This is a genomic window from Rhodanobacter sp. sgz306013 (assembly GCF_057031145.1).
On the sequence record NZ_JBXCIJ010000001.1, the window covers coordinates 948,898 to 964,658 of the forward strand.

Sequence of the window (15,761 nt, forward strand, 5' to 3'; positions counted from 1 at the left end):
GCAGGTATTTGCCGGGATGCCGCCGGTCACCTCAGTCCCACGAGCTGGATCGTTGCACCCGCCGCAACGCGCTTGATGCCTTCGTCGAGGTCGTTGGCGTATTCGATGGATCGGTCCAGCATGAGGTGGCCGCGGGTGATGCGCATCTGCTCGCTCGTGCTGAGGAAGGACATGGCGGCGGCACCCGCTTCCGCGTGCATGCTGCGGCTGATCTTGTTGCCGGAGATGATCACCGCCTCCATGAGCCTGGTGTGGTCGGGGGTGTTGCGTTCGGCGAAATTGATGCAGGAGCCGTGGATGTCGACGAACACATTGCCCGCGCACACCACCCCGTTGGCGCCCAGCACGCCGATCGCGCCCATTTGCGGTCGTATGCCGATGAAGGTGTTGCCGGTGATCACCGTGTCGATGGCATTCTCGCTGGTTCCATAGGCGAAGGAACCCAGCCTGATGGCGTCGCCGCCCGGGCCGGAGCCCGGCGGAGAGCGCTGGAAGGTGCAGCCGCTGATCTGCGTGCCGCTCAATCCGTTGACCGCGATGTCGACGCGGACCGAGTTCAGGAAGTGGCAGTTCAGCACGGAGAGGTTGTCGGCGGCGTCCGCTGCAGTCTTGGGCCGCGTCGCGGAGTCGATGCCCCAGTAGCAGTTCGAGAACTGGCAGTCCGCCACGACCCAGTCGTGAATGTTGTTTCCCGTCTGGTGGCCATTGAAGAACGTGATGCCCGCCGTGTTCACCGTGTCGATGTCGATGAACTTGCAGTGGGTGATGGAGACATTGCGATACACGCTCCAGTTGTGGTCGGGCTCGAAATCGATGCCGCCCACCGAGTGGGAGAGTTTCGCGTTGCCGATGTTCCGGAAGATGCAGTGCGCGACCGTGAGATGGTCGCAGTCGATGATGGACAGGCCGTTGCGGTTGTCCTTTGTCGCGCCATCGAACACGCAGTCGCGTACGACGATGCGCTGGTTGTGGCGCTCGGTGCCGCGGAGGGTCCCCGAACCCACGTACATGCCGTCCCCGCGAAAGCCGTGGAACGTCACCCGCTCCACCGTCAGGTCCGAGGTGGCGTTGACGGCCAGCAGGTAGAAGAACTGCTGGTAGCCGAACTCGGCCACGCGCCCATTGAGCTTGAGGTCGTGCAGGTGGATGTTCCGCATGTTGTCCGCGACGTCGGGCGTGCCTCCGTCGCGCACGTGGGTGACGAGCATGAATTCACAGGCCAGCGTGTCGTCGTGCGCCCTCAGCTCGCTGGCCTGTCCATCGCCGTACAGCTCGATGTCCGACCTGAGGTTGAGCTGTTTCACGGGATACACTCCGGCGGGCACGTATACCCGGTTTCCGGACCGGTCGATGGCTGCCTGGATGCCGCCGGTGCAATCGTACGAGCTGTTGCCCGAACGGATGGCGGCGTGTTCCGCAGTGGGAAGGAAGTCCAGGACGTTCGTCAGTTGCGGTGAGGATCGCATGGCAAGGCCTCCTATCGTGCGTGGCTCCGGGAACGGCTGCCGCGGTTCCGGCGAAACCCGTCTGTGATTCCTTCGCGGGCGGATGCGGTTCTCCGAACGACGCATGGGTCGTGTCGTGCCGGGATGCGCATGACACGGGAAACGGACGTCTACAGGAGCGACCCGGTGGGCACTGCCGGCGGTTCGCACAGTTCCGCGTAGACCTCCAGGGTGCGCTCGATGACGATGTGTTCGTCGAACTGGGATCGCGCCTTGAGGCGGGCCGCCGCACCCAGCCGGCGCGCGAGCTGCGGGTTTTCCTGCAGTCGCCGGATGGCCAGCGCCAGCGCCGTGCTGTCGCCCTTCGGAACCAGCAGGCCGTCGACGCCATCGGACACCACCTCGCGGCAGCCGGGAACGTCGGTGGTGATCAGGGGCAGTCCGCAGGCCGCCGCCTCGACCAGCGTCCGCGGCAAGCCTTCCCGGTGGCTTGGCAGCACCACTGCGTCGACCGAACCGAGCAGGCCGGCCATCTCGTCGACGTGGCCGAGCCAGGTGACCAGTCCTTCCGCAACCCATTCCCGTATCGCCGCTTCCGGAACGGCAGCGGGGTTGCCGGGATCCGGTGTCCCGGCGAGCAGGGCGTGGACTGTACGGCCCTGTTGGCGAAGCTGGCGGAGTGCGGCGACGAACTCGGCAAGGCCCTTGTCCCACAGCAGCCGGCTGGCCAGCAGCACGCGCATGCGTCCATCGCCCGGGGGGCGCGCGTGAGCTCCCGCGGCGAACTGTGCGCAGTTCACCCCGGAGCCGCGAATCAGCCGGATGTGCTCCGGATCCACGAGCCCGGCCTGCCGGAATAGCGCCACATCGTCCGCGTTCTGCAGGATCAGGCGCGCACCGCTGCCGCCGAGTGCGAGCCGCAACAGGCTACGCACCACCGGGCGCAACATCCGCGCCTTCAGTTGCGGGCTGGTGAACACGTAACCCATGCCGGCCACGGCATTCACCCGGGCGGGCACGCCGGCCAGCCGCGCCGCCAGCGAACCATACACAGCGCACTTGATGGTGAAGCCGTGCACCAGCACCGGCCGTTCCCGCCGCAACAAGCGGACGAGATGCCACAGCAGTGCCGCTTCCCGCAGCGGATTCAGGCTGCGGCGCGCCATCGGCAAGGGCTCCCAGCGGAGGCCCAGGGTGCGCAGCTTGTCGCCGTAGGGGCCGGCGGGGGAGATCAGCAGGACGTCGTAGCCTTGCCGCTGCAGGGAGGTCGCCAGCGCGCGGCGGAAGTTGTAGAGGTACCAATCCGTGTTGGCGAAAAGCACCGCTTTCATGGGCGTGCCCCGTGCGTGGCTGCGGCGGTGCAGTGCTGCCTGCGGGCGGATCGGGCGGCGGCGGGGCCGGCGTGCGGCAGGGTCATGCGGATATCCTCCGTTTCTCGTCCAGCCAGGCCTGGAACATGAGCACGCTCCACAAGGAGTGCTGCCAGTTGCGCCGGCCGTCCAGATGCTCGCGCCACTTCCGCCGGATCGGCGCGGGGTGGAAGAAGCCTTCCTGGCGCAGGCGGCGCTCGTCGAGCAGACTTTCCGCCCAATCGCGCAGCGGCCCCCGCAGCCAGTTGTCCAGTGGGATGGCGAAACCCATCTTGGGGCGCTCGACCAGGTCGCGGGGCACGTGCCGGTACAACACCTGACGCAGCAGCCACTTGCCTTCGCCGTCGCGTATCTTCTGGTGCAGCGGCAGGCGCCATGCCAGTTCGACCACGCGGTGGTCGAGCATCGGCACGCGGGTTTCCAGGCTATTGGCCATGGCGGCCCGGTCGACCTTCACCAGGATGTCGTCGGGCAGGTAGCTCTGCGCATCCATCGCCATCATCCATTGCGCCAGGTTCCCGGTGTGCGGCCACGCATCGGAGTCGGTCAGCAGGGTCGCGGGTTCACGGGCGCCGATGACGATGCTGCCCGGGTGCTTCCATTGGCTGGCGAGGTGCAGGAAGAAGTCGTGGCCGCTGGCCAGCGGCAGCACCTCGGCCAGCTTCTGTGCCTTGTCGCCGGGCGTGGCCAAGTGCCAGCGCTTCGGCAGCAGCGGCTTGACGCGTTCGAACCAGCGGTTCCATGCGTCCGGCGGCACGGAGCGTAGGATGCCGGCGCCGGCCAGCCGCGCGAACGGCGGCAGGCGACGCATCCGTTCCCAGGTCGTGCGGGCTCCCAGATAGCGGTTGTAGCCGCCGAACAGCTCGTCGCCGCCGTCGCCGCTCAGCGCCACCGTCACTTCGCGGCGGGTCAGCTGGCTGACCAGGAAGGTGGGAATCTGGGAGCTGTCGCTGAACGGTTCGCAGAAGATCGACGGGAGCTTCGGGATGACGGCGAGGGCATCCTCGGGCCGCACGTAGAGTTCGGTGTGCTCGGTTCCGAGATGCCTGGCCACGGCCTTGGCGTGTGCTGCCTCGTCGTAACCGGTCTCGCCGAACCCCATGGTGAAGGTCTTGACCGGGCGACGGCTGCGCACCTGCATCAAGGCCACGATCGTGCTGCTGTCGATGCCGCCGCTGAGGAAGGCGCCCAGTGGCACGTCGGCCAGCATCTGTGCACTGACGCTGGCACCCAATTGTTCCTCCAGCGCATCGATGGCTTCGGCGTCCGAGCCATGCAGCGGGTTGCCGAGTCCCGCGCTGACGGCGTCGTTGTAGCGCCAATACGCCACGGCTTGCGCGTGGCGCGGCGCATCCGCGGTGATGCACAGCAGGTGACCGGGACGCAGCTTGAGCACGTCGCGATAGATGGAATAGGGCGCGGGAACACAGTCGTGGCGCAGCAGCAGCGCGAGCGCGTCGCGATCAACCTCGGCGCGGAACGCCGCATGCGCCTTCAACGCCTTGAGTTCCGAGCCGAACAGCAGGATGCCGTCCTGCCATGCGTAGTACAGCGGTTTCTCGCCCATGCGGTCGCGGGCGAGCGTGAGCGTGCGCTGTCGACGGTCCCACAGCGCAAGCGCGAACATGCCCGCGCAGGCGCGCAGGGTCTGCTCGACGCCCCAGGCGACGAAACAGGCGAGCAGGGTCTCGGTGTCCGAATGCCCGCGCCACGCCGGCGCCGCGCCTTCAGCGAGGAGCTGCTGGCGCAGGTGGAGGTGGTTGTAGATCTCGCCGTTGAACACGAGGACGTAGCGCCCGCATGCCGAGGGCATGGGTTGGTGGCCGGCCGGCGAGAGATCGAGGATGGACAGGCGCCGCTGCGCCAAGGCGATGCCCGCCGATTCGTCGCACCACGCGCCGCCGTCGTCGGGGCCGCGATGGATCAGCTGGGCGGACATGGCCTGCACCTGTTTCAGCAGCGCCTCACGCGCACCGCCACGCCATTGCCAGAGCCCCGCCAGGCCGCACATCAGCGCCGCCCCGCGCCGTACAGCACGTCCGCGAGCCGGGAGGCCTGCACGCCCACATTGAATTCGTGCTCGACGCGTGCGCGGCCCGCCAGTCCCATGCGCGTGCGCAGGTCGCGGTCCCGGATCAGCTGCTCCAGGTCGTCCTGCCACGCGGCCGGTCCCTCAGCCAGAAAGCCGTTTTCGCCGTGCCGCACGATGTCTAGGTTCGCGCCCACCGTCGAGGCGACCACTGGCAGGCCGCAGGCCATGTACTGGATGATCTTGTAACCGCACTTGCCGCGCTCCCATGGGCCGTCGCGCAAGGGCATGATACCGATGTCCATCCGGGCGATCGCGGCGGCCTCGCTATCCTCAGACCATCCCACCACCTCCGGCACCACGCTGCCGAACTCCCCGGCAACCTCCGTCCGCGGCCCGACCAGCAGCAGGCGCGCACCGTGCCTGGTGCAGACCTGCTCCAGCACGCCGCGGTTGTCCAGCAGGTACTCCTCGGTGGCCGGCGATCCGATCCAGCCGATCACCGGCGCCTTGCTGTCCGTGTGGTCCACCACGGCGTAGCGCTTCTCGTCCACCACGGTCGGAATGATCTCGATCCGTGCCGCGCCGGCGCGTTCGGCGCGTTCGGCAAGGTAGCGGTTGCCGGCGACCACGCAGGCCGACCCGCGCATGACGCGGTCGATCTTGCGACCCAGCAGGCGCCTCACCAGCGGCCTGGACGACAGGTCGTACTTGTGGAACAAGGCGTCGTCGTAGTCCACGACGTAGGGCCTGGAGGAGCGCGCCAGCAGCGACTCCATCCAGTGCGGCAGGTAGGGAAAGAGTTCGCCCTCGATCCAGACGACATCGTGCGCGCCACGATGCAGGACCTGCACGAGGCGCCGGGCGCAGGATTGCCACGCGATGCAGCGGGCGGCCGCAGAGCGATTGCCGTACAGGTTCTCGAGATAGGCGTCGGGAAACAGCGGATGCACCTCGACGTCGATCCCGCGATCTTGCAACAGGGGCAGGTACTGCAGGCTGCGCAAGCGGGTGCTCGGGCCCAGCCTTGTATACCTGGAAAACAGCAGCACCCTGAGACGTTTCATGCCGGTGACTTCCTGAGGCAGTCCGGGTACTCGATGAACAGCGCGACCAGCGGAATGACGTACATCCACTGGAAGGCAAACGCCTCAATGTAGGGATTCGTATTGGTCGCCAGCAGGGCACAGACCAGGCCGCTGAACATGAACTTGTGCCGCGCCGGCAGCCGGCGCCGGTATGCGAGCCGGAGCGCCGCGAGGATGTAGAGCAGGAACGGCAGCGCGTAGATGATCGTGCCCAGTATCCCCACCCGGTAGAGCGTGGCCAGCCACACCAGCTCGTAGCGCCAGGGGTGGATGGGGTCGCTGACGTACTTGACGCCGACGCCGTGGCCCGAGCCCAGGCCGCCGTTGTCGAGGACGCCGGCGAGCAGCGAATGCCCCATCTGCACCCGCGCTTCGCCGCCGCCCGAGGCCAGCTTGTTCGTGACGACGTCCAGCACCGCGCCCAGGCTGATCTGCGTATAGGCCTGAAGCAGGAACAACGCCGCCGCCGTGGCGACCAGCACCGGCAGGCCGTAGCGGATGACGCCGGTGAACATCGAGCCGTGCGGGTGCTCGGTCGTGCGCGAAGTCAGCATCAGGCCCAGCAGCCAGCCCATCGGCACCGCGAGGATCAGCGCTGAGCGGCCCGAGGTGAGCGCGCAGACCAGCAGCGCCGCCAGCAGAACCAGACGCAGCAAGCGGCTGCGGATGAGTTCGGGCGAACTGAAAAAGCCGCCGCACAGGAAGATGAGCGAACCGTACACGTGCATCGTGGCGCCGGAGAACCCCTCGTTCTGGTTGATGTTGGCGCCCTGGAAGAAGAAGGCCACGGCCGCCGCGCCGTGCCGGAAGTACAGGTAGAAGAACAGCGCGACGCTGACGGCGCAGAGCAGGCTGAGCAGGACGAACCAGCCGATCAGCCGGTCGGTCCCCAGCCATCGCAGCAAGGCCTCCGCGATGATCGTCCACAGCAGCGGCGACACGATGTAGATCGCCAGCACCTGGGCGAGGGCGACCCGCGGCGCGTCGTGCATGCCGCCCACGATCATGTAGGCGGTGGTCACGATCACGGTGCAGATGTACATGCCCAGCAGGTTCCTGAAGCCGGCGCCGATGCGCAGCCCGGGCAGCGCCAGCAGGAACGCCACGCCCATCACCGCCGCGGTGGGAACCTGCAGCGAGTTCGGGATGACCACGGACAGGAACAGCAGCAGGAAGGCCGTGCCGAGGAACAAGTGGCCCACGGTGATGCGGTACTTGCCCGCGCCCAGCAGTGCCGGCGGCGGTAGCAGCAGTTCCGCAGGAGCGGCCGACGACGGATCGTGGCCGTGCGTCATGGCCGCACCATGTCGGTGATCCAGCGGTCGAGCATGCCGGCCTGCGCCAGCTTGCTGTAGGGACCGATGTCACGCTGCGCGTCGACGGCGCGGGGTGCCAGCGCGGCCCTCAGGGCATCGCCGGCCGCGGCGCCGTCGCTGGTCAGCAGACTGCGTCCAGCGCCTGTCTCGGCCAGGATCGCGGTGGCCGCGTTGGGCACACCGGAAACGCAGACGATGTCTGCCCCCGCGGCCAGGTACTCGAACAGCTTGCCGGTGGCGCAGCTGGCGCGCGAACCGGTCAGCAGCAGCAGCTTGTCGCAGCGCTGCATCAGTTGCAGCGCCAGCGAGCGTTCGACCGGGCCGAGCACGCTGACAGAAAACCGGGCGCGTTCGAGCGTGGCCCGTTCCTGTTGTGTCAATTCGCCGACGAACATCACATGCTTGTTCGCCATCGTCGCGGGGGATGCGTTCAACGCATCGACGAGGAAATCGAGACTGCGCGACGCCGAGCTGTCGCTGGCGCCGACGCGCCCGAAATGCCCTATCAGTTGCGCGCCGGCCGGAACCCACCGGGCGAGGATGGCAGCCGCCCGTGGATCGTCGGCTGCGGCGTTGCCGGTTGTCGCGAAGTCGGCCGGATCGTAGCCGTTGGGCAGCGTTGCGACGGCCTTGCGCGGATAGCGCCGCCGGAAATCGGCGACGAGTGGGGGGCTCACCGAGGTGACCAGGCCCGCGGCGGCCACTACGCGCCGCTCGATCAGCCGGCGCATCCAGGCCCGCAGTCGGCCGGGCTTGCCCAGCGGCTCGAACACCAGCCCGTCGCGGAAATCCTGCAGGCAGCCGATGCGGCGCCGGCTTGCCAGGCTTGCGGCGGCGACCAGGGCGTCGATCGGCGAATACGTGCCGATGGCCGCGCAGCGTTCGCCAGCGGCCAGTCTCTCCGCACACAGCCGGTCGGCCACGGCCAGCGCCCGGACCAGCCACGGCTGCTCGCGTTCCGCATCCCCGGCGAGCAGGAATGGCAGCGGGCGCAGGAACGCCGCGACGATGGGCAGCAGCGATGCCGTGGCGTGGGACTCGCTTCCCACGCAATGGCCCGGTAGTGGCAGGACGGTGATCCCTGGCGTCGGCACCGGCGCGACCGCCCCAGTCGCCGGTTCGCGGGTGAGCACGAAGATCCGGTATTTCTCCGGATCCAGGTACTTGAGCAGGCCCTTGAAGCGCTGCGCGGCGATGTTGCCGGACAGGTGGTGCGCCGCGAAGACGAACAGGTTGATCTTCGTCATCGCCGCGGCCTCGGGTGCTTTGAAGTGGCGCGTGGCATGGTCTCGCTCATGGCAGCGCACCAGGCCCCCCGTCGGGCTCCGGGTAGCCGCGCCGTGATTTCAGCGCGTCGAGCAGGGCGCGGTGCATGCCGCTCCATTCGTCGCGGAAGCACCAGGCGACGACCGGCAGCAGCGCCAGCCAGACCACGCTGAAATGGAACGGAGCCTGTGGGCCGAACACCAGCGTGGCGATGGAAAGGCCTACGCCGGCCGTGACGAACGCGTACAACCGGGCGCGCGGGAACGGTCGCCAGACATGGGCCGAAGCTTCGGTGCGTGCCACGAAGAAGACGAGAAAGGCGATGGCGTTGGCCACCACGGCCCCGGCGGCGCCATGGCCGGGTACCAGCCACACGCTGAGTCCGACATTGACGACCAGCCCCGCGATGGTCGACCACAGCGACAGCATCGAGCGGCGCGTGATCCCGATGCCGACGCAGGTCACCTCGGAGAGGGTGTACAGCAGCGGCTCGCCGATGCAGCACAGCATCAGGTATTTCACCTGGACGTAGTGCGCGGGCAGCACGAAGCCGGTCAGCCACGACAAGGCTCCGCTCAGGACCCAGATCGCGCAGACCACGGCCAGCGCCTGCTGGGCGACATGGTCGACCCGCCGCATGTCCGCGCCCTGGGCCACCCATTTGTAGACCATCGGCGCCCACAGCACGGAGAAGATCGTCTGGAACACCACGCCCACGCCGGCGAAACTCATGGAGACGGAGTAGATCGCCAGCTCCGGCAAGGTCGACAGCGAACGCAGGGCCAGCGTGCTGGTGGCGTCCAGCCCCCAGAAGGCCACGCCGGCAAAGATCAGCGGTATGCCGTAGTCGAGCAGGCCGCGGATCTGCGGGCGGGAAACCGGGGCGCGCAGGGCAGGGACCCATTCGCGCCAGGTGCTCCAGCTGTAGATGAGCAGGACGGAAAGCAGGGAAGCGAGGTACGCCAGCCCGAGTTCCCCGAAGGTCCGCGAGAAGGCCGGCAGCGCCAGTACGGTGACGGCCAGCAGCAGGATCACCTTGGGCAGGATCTGGCTCGCGGAGAACGCGATGCCGCGATCCTGCATGCGCAGGATGAGCGAGAGGAAGCGGGAGATGAAACTCGCAACCACGCAGGCCAGGAGCATCCAGTAGTACGCGACGTGTCCAAGGCCGAACAGCCAGCCGGCAAGGCGCCGGTCGATCGGCAGCGTGACCAGCATCGCAAGCAGCAGCAGCGCGAAGCCCGGCGTGAAGCAGGCTTTCAGCAGCGCACTCCGGTCGCTCCATTCGTGGTACTCCCGCACGTAGGCGCGGTCGAGCCCCAGGTTGAACAGCAGCACGCCGAACGACACCGCGATCTGCACGATGTTCAACCGTCCCACGTCGGCGGGCGGGAAGACCCAGGCGATCACCGGCACCGTCACCAGTCCGAGTCCGGCGGTGACGATGGGGCCAAGGGCAAATGCAAGCACGGTTCGTATGTTCACCCGTCGACCTGTCTGGTTGGGCCTTAGTCATGTTCACCGTCGTGTCGCCTGCCGGAGCGGATAGGCCGCGCGGGGCACGGTGCGGGCCGGTTCCCGGCCGCACGCTGCACCGATGGCGATGACGCTGGCGACGAAGTCGCGGTAATTCCGGGCGGCGTCGAAGCCGGACTCGATCGCCTGCCGTGCCTGCTCGCGCAGGCTGTCCCGCCCGTCGGCGAAGGCGACCCGTTCGATGGCGTCCGCGATCTCCCGGGCGTCCGGGGTTGCGCTCAGCAGTGCGCCACAGCGATCGGACACCAGGCTGGCGATGCCGCCAACATCGGGAGCGACCGCCGGTACGCCCGCGCTCATGGCCTCCATGATGGAGACCGGCACGCCTTCGGATTCGCTGGCGTTGACCAGCACGTCCACCGGTACGCCGCGGTAGTACGCCTTGACGGCGTGGTTGGGCAGTTCGCCGGCGAAGGTACAGGCGACGTTCGCCAGCCCCGTCAGCTTCTGCCGCGCCAGCGCGCGGCTCTCCTCCAGCAGCGGCCCGGCTCCGATGTGCGTCCAGCCCACGCAGATATCCGGATGGCGGCGGGCGAGCAGTTCCAGGGCGTCGACGATCCGGTCCAGCCGCTTCACCGGCACGCAGGAGGAAACCGACACCAAGTGCAGGCATCCGGCGGGGCTGGGGCGCGCGAGCGTGCCGGCCAGCGGAACGCCCAGCGGGCTGATGCGGATGTTTTCCGGCGGCGCGTTGTAGGTCTGCCGAAGATAATCCCGCGCCTCCCGCGAGAGCGCGAAGATTGCGTCGTAGCCGTCGACGAACTGCCGCTTGAGCGGCATGTAACCATGCCTGCGACGAGCCTCGTAGAGGTCGTAGCCATGCACGCGCGAGACGACCTTGCGCACTGCGCCGGACTTCCTGGCGAGCAGGGCGGCGCAGGCCTGCGTCTCGTTCCAGTAGCAATAGGCCACATCGATACGGCCGTGGATGCCGGCGTATCGTTGCAATTGCGCGGCCTGTTCGAGCGTCTTGGACACGTGCAGCAGGGCTCGCGTGATGGTGCGGGGATTCGTCTTCCCAGCGCGCCGCAGGTACCCCAGTTCGCGCCGGAAGATCGGCGAGCCCAGCGCCCGCAGCGTGAACCACAGCCGCCAGGCCCTGGCGGGGCGCGCCATGCCGAGGTCGACCGCGATACCTGCGGGCACCGGGCGCGGCGCGCCCGCGGCCAGCGCCGGCAACAAGGTCACGTCGACGCCGTCGTGCGTAGCCCAATAGCCGATCTCGTCCTCGATGAACTGCTCGCCGGGGAGATAGGGATAAGCGTTGGTCAGGATGACGATCTTCATGGCTACGCCGTCATGTCCGCGACGACGAGATCGCTCACGCTGTCCTGGTAGACGGCATGCTCCACCTTGAACGGCACGCTGATCTTGAAGCAACCCACTGTGGCGAAACTCGCCGCGAGTACCCGTCGCCAGTTCGCGGTCACCTCCGCCATCGTCAGCATCGCGGGGCGCCCGGTGGCCAGTGCGTTGTACTCCTCCCAGTAGAGATGGTCGTGGAAGACGCTGTATTCGGCGCTGATCACGGCGATCGTCATGTCGACGGCGTCGCTCAGTCCAAGCGCCGACACGCGGATCTCGGGTACGTCCTCGCGCACTACGTAGTACACCCGGGTCAGCGGCACCGACGCGGGCTCCACGCGGCGATATAGCCGGTCGGGCGACATCTTGCGCCGCACGTTGGCGGAATTCAGATGGTTCTTGATATTGAAATGGGCGCGGTCGATCCATCCGCGGCCGGCGAGGATCTCGCTTTTCATCGCGTTGCCGATGCAGTTGTAGCCGTAGATCTTCGGCCACGCCATGTTGCCGTTGACCCGGGCGGTGTCGGACATGATGACGATGTCGTCGCTGACGAACCCGACATCCTCGTTGCGCCGCAACGCCAGCATCGCGGACGACTTGCCCGCGCCGCCGGTGCCGGCGAGCAGGCAGGCGCTGCCGGCTATGGTCACGGATGCGGCATGGATCGGCACCACGTCCTTGAAGAAGTAGACCGAGGGAACGAGCACGAACTCATGCAGCATCTGCTCGAAGATCTCGGTTCCGCGCGGATACTCCATCGACATCAGCTTGTGCACGGTGCGCCGGATGCCGCGCCGCGGCTTGATGACGGCCTCCACTTCCAGGCGGCCGTCGCCGGCACGCTCCCAGTACACGTCGATCCGCGGGAACGAAGTCAGCATGCCGCGCTCGAAGGTCTTGTGCACCTTGGGGTTGATCGAGGACGGCATATGCGCGGTCGCGGCGTGGCCGACGCGGACGTTCACCTCGGGCTCGCGGTCGCCGGCGTCCGCGTACAGCTGCAGGCTTTCCGCGAGCATCTGATCCAGGCCTTCGTCGCCGGAAAACGCGTAGCACTTGCCGAAGATGATCTTCTTCATGCGTACAGGTCCCTCATGCCGCGCGGCCCCGGGCGGCCTGCGCCGGTTGCGCGTGCATGCCGGTACGGCACGAGCACGTGTCCCACGGGGAAATCGCCTTCGATGTCGGCGGGCCCGTGCGGAAGCATGGTCAGGATGGGCGGTGCCTGCATGTCACAGCTCCTTGATGAGTCTCGCCGGGGCGCCGGCGACCACCTGGTTGTCCGGTATCGACCGGGTAACCACGGAATTGGCGCCGACGATCACCCTGTTGCCCAGCGTGACGCCTTCCCGGATATAGACGTTGTCGCCGATCCAGCAGTCGTCGCCGATGACGATGTCGCGCTCCACATGGATGATCGGGCCCGCTTCGTTGTGGGTCGGCTTGTCCAGCGAGTGCGTGATCGCCTTGATCGACACGTTGTAGCCGATGGCGCAGCTGCGGCCGATGACGACCCTGGAATGCTCGCCGCAGGACAGGTGGGCTTGGTTGAGATAGCTCTGGTCGCCGACCAGGAAATGCTGCTTGGGGCCGATCAGCTTCGAGCCGAGGCCGATCGTGGCGCGCGGCGATATGCCGACGTACCCCCGCATGCGGCGGGCGTGGCTCCTGCGTTGGGCCCAATTGACGGCGCCGCTTATCAGCCTGGCAAGGAGATCGAGCATGGTCTGGCCTGCTGCACGGATGCCGAGACGAGTTCTTCCACGATCAGGCGGATCTGCGGTTCGGTCAGGTACGGGTGCATGGGCAGGCTGAGTACGCGCCCGGCCACGTCGTCGCCCACCGGCAGGTGTGCACCGGCATCCGCGACTGCCGGTTGCCGGTTGATCGGGATCGGGTAGTGCACCACGGTGGGGATGCCCGCTTCCTGCAGTCGCGCCTGCAGAGATTCGCGATCGTCGACACGGATGGTGTATTGGGCGTAGACGCTGGTGTTGTGCGGCTCCACGTAGGGCGGGACGGCGATGCCGGCCTGCGAGAGCAGTGCACCGTAGCGGGTCGCGACGCGCTGCCGCAGCTCGACCTCGTCCTCGAATATTTCCAGCTTGGCCAGCAGGATGGCCGCCTGCAAGGTATCAAGCCGGCTGTTCACGCCGACCCGGATGTGGTGGTAGCGGCGATCCTGGCCGTGCCGCGCGATCTGCCGCATCACCAGGGCGAGCCGGTCGTCGTCGGTGAAGATCGCCCCGCCGTCGCCGTAGCAGCCCAGCGGTTTGCTGGGGAAGAAGCTGGTGCAGGCGACCGTGCTCAGGTTGCACGAACGCCGCCCCTTGTAGAGTGCGCCGAAACTCTGCGCGGCGTCCTCGATCACCGGGATGCCGCGCCGGTCGGCGATCGCGTTGATGGCGTCGAAGTCCGCGCACTGTCCATACAGCGAAACCGGGATAATCGCGCGTGTCCGCGGAGTGATCGCCGCCTCTAGCCCGGCCGGATCAAGGTTGTAGGTGCGCGGGTCGATGTCCACGTATACCGGCCTGGCACCCAGCAGCGCCACCGTCTCCGCGGTGGCGATGTAGGTGAAGCCGGGCATGATGACTTCATCGCCGGCGCCGATGCCCAGCGCCATCTGGGCGATCTGCAGCGCATCCGTGCCGTTCGCGCAACTGATGCAGTGCCTGGCGCCGGCGAACGCGGCGAGCTTCGCTTCCAGCTCGGCCACTTCCGGACCGAGGATGTACCGGCCATGCGCCAGTACGCGCGCGATCGCCGCGTCGAGGCGGTCCTTGATACGCGCCTGCTGCGCCTTGAGATCGACGAAATCGATCATCCGGCTGCCTCCTTCCGGCGCAGCACGCGGCCATCCAGCACATAACGGGTGCCGGTGTGCGCGCAGACGGCCTCGCCGTGGCCTTCGGGAGGCAGGTTCAGCCGTTCGCCGAGCTCGCTCATCCAGCCGATCTGGCGCGCCGGCACGCCCACCATCAAGGCATGGTCCGGCACGTCGCGGTTCACAACCGCGCCGGCGCCCACGAAGGCGAACTCGCCGATGGTCACGCCGCAGACGATGGTGCAGTTCGCCCCCAGCGTCGCACCCCGCCTGACCAACGTGTCACGGTATTCGTCCTTGCGCTCGACCAGCGCGCGGGGGTTGTAGACATTGGTGAACACCATGCTGGGGCCGCAGAAGACGCCTTCCTCCAGCGTCACGTTGTCGTACACCGACACGTTGTTCTGGATTTTGCAGCGGTCGCCGATGACGACCCGGTTGCCCACGTACACGTTCTGGCCCAGCGAGACTTCCTTGCCGATGCGGGCGCCGCCGCAGACGTGCACGAAATGCCAGATGCGGGAGCCGGCGCCGATGCGGGCGCCTTCATCGACGATGGCGGAAGGGTGCCGGTAGTGGTCCATGTCCATGCTGTTCGCTCTTCAGGCCGTGCGTTTCATGAAAGGGTGGCTGTCGACCGCGGCCGGTGCGACGCTGCCGGTGCGGATCGCGGCCACGGTCTCGATCGCGATGCGGTTCTCCTCCAGGCCGAAACCCCGGCCCGCGAGGATCTCCTCGTAGCTGCGGTTGTGCAGGTCGGCGAAGCCGCCGGAGAACTCGATCTCCTCGCCGTCCACGGTGATCGAGCGATAGGTGCGTTGGCCGCCTTCGCGCAAGGGGAGGGGTACGTCCTCGATGTCCACTGACAGGAACCAGCGTACGCGGGCGTGCTCGTATTCCAGGTAGCCGGCCGCCTTGGTTTCGCTGTGCAGGTGCACTCGGTTGATCTGCAGCGCGCCGAAGATGTAATGCAGCATGTCGAAGAAATGCACGCCGATGTTGGTGGCGATGCCGCCCGATTTCTTCGGGTCGCCCTTCCAGCTCTGCAGGTACCAGTGGCCGCGCGAGGTGACGTAGGCCAGGTCCACTTCGTGCTTGGTGCGGTGCTGCCCGCGCCGGACCCGTTCGCGCAGGGCGACGATCGCCGGATGCAGGCGCAGTTGCAGGATGGTGTTGATGCGCTTGCCGGTCTCGCGCTCGATCTCCCGCAGGCCGTCGATGTTCCAGGGGTTGAGTACCAGCGGTTTCTCGCAGATCGCGTGTGCGCCGGAACGCAAGGCGAAGCGCATGTGCGAGTCGTGCAGGTAGTTCGGCGAGCAGATGGAGACATAGTCGATCTGGCCGCCATCGCCGGCGCGGCGGCGCAGGTCGACGTGCCGGTCGAAGCGCTCGAACTCAGTGAAGAAGTCGGCGTCGGGGAAATGGCTGTCGATGATGCCGACCGAGTCGTTCGGATCGAAGGCCGCCAGCAGCCGGTTGCCGCCTGCCTTGATGGCCTGCATGTGGCGGGGCGCGATGTAGCCGGCGGCGCCGATGAGGGCGAAGTTCTTCGACAAGGTGGTCATGGAAGCGATTC

At 67.4% G+C, this 15,761-nt stretch carries 13 protein-coding genes; all 13 read right to left on the reverse strand.

Annotated elements, in window-relative coordinates; translation table 11 throughout:
* Positions 1 to 26 precede the first annotated feature (26 nt).
* The gene (locus AC2EWF_RS04325) at positions 27 to 1,571 is read right to left on the reverse strand and encodes a glycosyl hydrolase family 28-related protein (protein WP_483638106.1); all 1,545 of its coding nucleotides are present in this window, start codon (positions 1,569 to 1,571) and stop codon (positions 27 to 29) included.
* A gap of 44 nt (positions 1,572 to 1,615) precedes the next feature.
* Positions 1,616 to 2,776 (reverse strand): glycosyltransferase family 4 protein, encoded by a 1,161-nt coding sequence (locus AC2EWF_RS04330; protein WP_483638107.1) that lies wholly within the window; start codon positions 2,774 to 2,776, stop codon positions 1,616 to 1,618.
* A gap of 82 nt (positions 2,777 to 2,858) precedes the next feature.
* Positions 2,859 to 4,826, reverse strand: a complete 1,968-nt coding sequence (gene asnB, locus AC2EWF_RS04335; protein ID WP_483638108.1) for an asparagine synthase (glutamine-hydrolyzing) — start codon at positions 4,824 to 4,826, stop codon at positions 2,859 to 2,861.
* The gene (locus tag AC2EWF_RS04340) at positions 4,826 to 5,911 is read right to left on the reverse strand and encodes a glycosyltransferase family 4 protein (protein WP_483638109.1); all 1,086 of its coding nucleotides are present in this window, start codon (positions 5,909 to 5,911) and stop codon (positions 4,826 to 4,828) included. The genes asnB and AC2EWF_RS04340 overlap by 1 nt, the downstream gene beginning before the upstream one ends.
* A complete protein-coding gene (locus AC2EWF_RS04345; RefSeq protein ID WP_483638110.1) occupies positions 5,908 to 7,227 on the reverse strand; it encodes a hypothetical protein in 1,320 nt (439 codons plus the stop codon). Before AC2EWF_RS04345 ends, AC2EWF_RS04340 begins: the two co-directional genes overlap by 4 nt.
* A complete protein-coding gene (locus AC2EWF_RS04350; RefSeq protein WP_483638111.1) occupies positions 7,224 to 8,495 on the reverse strand; it encodes a glycosyltransferase in 1,272 nt (423 codons plus the stop codon). The genes AC2EWF_RS04345 and AC2EWF_RS04350 overlap by 4 nt, the downstream gene beginning before the upstream one ends.
* A 46-nt stretch (positions 8,496 to 8,541) precedes the next feature.
* The gene (locus tag AC2EWF_RS04355) at positions 8,542 to 9,984 is read right to left on the reverse strand and encodes a lipopolysaccharide biosynthesis protein (RefSeq protein ID WP_483638112.1); all 1,443 of its coding nucleotides are present in this window, start codon (positions 9,982 to 9,984) and stop codon (positions 8,542 to 8,544) included.
* A gap of 48 nt (positions 9,985 to 10,032) precedes the next feature.
* Positions 10,033 to 11,337: a glycosyltransferase gene (locus tag AC2EWF_RS04360; protein WP_483638113.1), complete on the reverse strand. Its 1,305-nt coding sequence runs from the start codon at positions 11,335 to 11,337 to the stop codon at positions 10,033 to 10,035.
* A gap of 2 nt (positions 11,338 to 11,339) precedes the next feature.
* Entirely contained in the window at positions 11,340 to 12,437 is a 1,098-nt protein-coding gene (locus tag AC2EWF_RS04365; protein ID WP_483638114.1) for a hypothetical protein, read from the reverse strand.
* A gap of 153 nt (positions 12,438 to 12,590) precedes the next feature.
* Positions 12,591 to 13,082 carry an acyltransferase gene (locus AC2EWF_RS04370; RefSeq protein WP_483638115.1) on the reverse strand — a complete coding sequence of 164 codons (492 nt, stop codon included), beginning with the start codon at positions 13,080 to 13,082 and terminating at the stop codon, positions 12,591 to 12,593.
* A complete protein-coding gene (locus AC2EWF_RS04375; RefSeq protein WP_483638116.1) occupies positions 13,058 to 14,185 on the reverse strand; it encodes a DegT/DnrJ/EryC1/StrS family aminotransferase in 1,128 nt (375 codons plus the stop codon). Before AC2EWF_RS04375 ends, AC2EWF_RS04370 begins: the two co-directional genes overlap by 25 nt.
* Complete coding sequence (locus tag AC2EWF_RS04380; RefSeq protein ID WP_483638259.1) at positions 14,182 to 14,769, reverse strand: acyltransferase; 588 nt, start codon at positions 14,767 to 14,769, stop codon at positions 14,182 to 14,184. The genes AC2EWF_RS04375 and AC2EWF_RS04380 overlap by 4 nt, the downstream gene beginning before the upstream one ends.
* Before the next feature lie 18 nt (positions 14,770 to 14,787).
* A complete protein-coding gene (locus tag AC2EWF_RS04385) occupies positions 14,788 to 15,750 on the reverse strand; it encodes a Gfo/Idh/MocA family oxidoreductase (RefSeq protein WP_483638117.1) in 963 nt (320 codons plus the stop codon).
* Positions 15,751 to 15,761: the final 11 nt, after the last annotated feature.

Excerpts from the sequence above, each read along its gene's own strand:
- AC2EWF_RS04370 (WP_483638115.1), bottom strand. The coding sequence starts at position 13,082 with ATGCTCGATCTCCTTGCCAGGCTGATAAGCGGCGCCGTCAATTGGGCC.
- AC2EWF_RS04325 (WP_483638106.1), bottom strand. The coding sequence starts at position 1,571 with ATGCGTCGTTCGGAGAACCGCATCCGCCCGCGAAGGAATCACAGACGG.
- AC2EWF_RS04345 (WP_483638110.1), bottom strand. The coding sequence starts at position 7,227 with ATGACGCACGGCCACGATCCGTCGTCGGCCGCTCCTGCGGAACTGCTG.
- AC2EWF_RS04375 (WP_483638116.1), bottom strand. The coding sequence starts at position 14,185 with ATGATCGATTTCGTCGATCTCAAGGCGCAGCAGGCGCGTATCAAGGAC.
- AC2EWF_RS04330 (WP_483638107.1), bottom strand. The coding sequence starts at position 2,776 with ATGAAAGCGGTGCTTTTCGCCAACACGGATTGGTACCTCTACAACTTC.
- AC2EWF_RS04365 (WP_483638114.1), bottom strand. The coding sequence starts at position 12,437 with ATGAAGAAGATCATCTTCGGCAAGTGCTACGCGTTTTCCGGCGACGAA.
- AC2EWF_RS04340 (WP_483638109.1), bottom strand. The coding sequence starts at position 5,911 with ATGAAACGTCTCAGGGTGCTGCTGTTTTCCAGGTATACAAGGCTGGGC.
- AC2EWF_RS04350 (WP_483638111.1), bottom strand. The coding sequence starts at position 8,495 with ATGACGAAGATCAACCTGTTCGTCTTCGCGGCGCACCACCTGTCCGGC.
- AC2EWF_RS04380 (WP_483638259.1), bottom strand. The coding sequence starts at position 14,769 with ATGGACCACTACCGGCACCCTTCCGCCATCGTCGATGAAGGCGCCCGC.
- AC2EWF_RS04385 (WP_483638117.1), bottom strand. The coding sequence starts at position 15,750 with ATGACCACCTTGTCGAAGAACTTCGCCCTCATCGGCGCCGCCGGCTAC.
- AC2EWF_RS04360 (WP_483638113.1), bottom strand. The coding sequence starts at position 11,337 with ATGAAGATCGTCATCCTGACCAACGCTTATCCCTATCTCCCCGGCGAG.
- asnB (WP_483638108.1), bottom strand. The coding sequence starts at position 4,826 with ATGTGCGGCCTGGCGGGGCTCTGGCAATGGCGTGGCGGTGCGCGTGAG.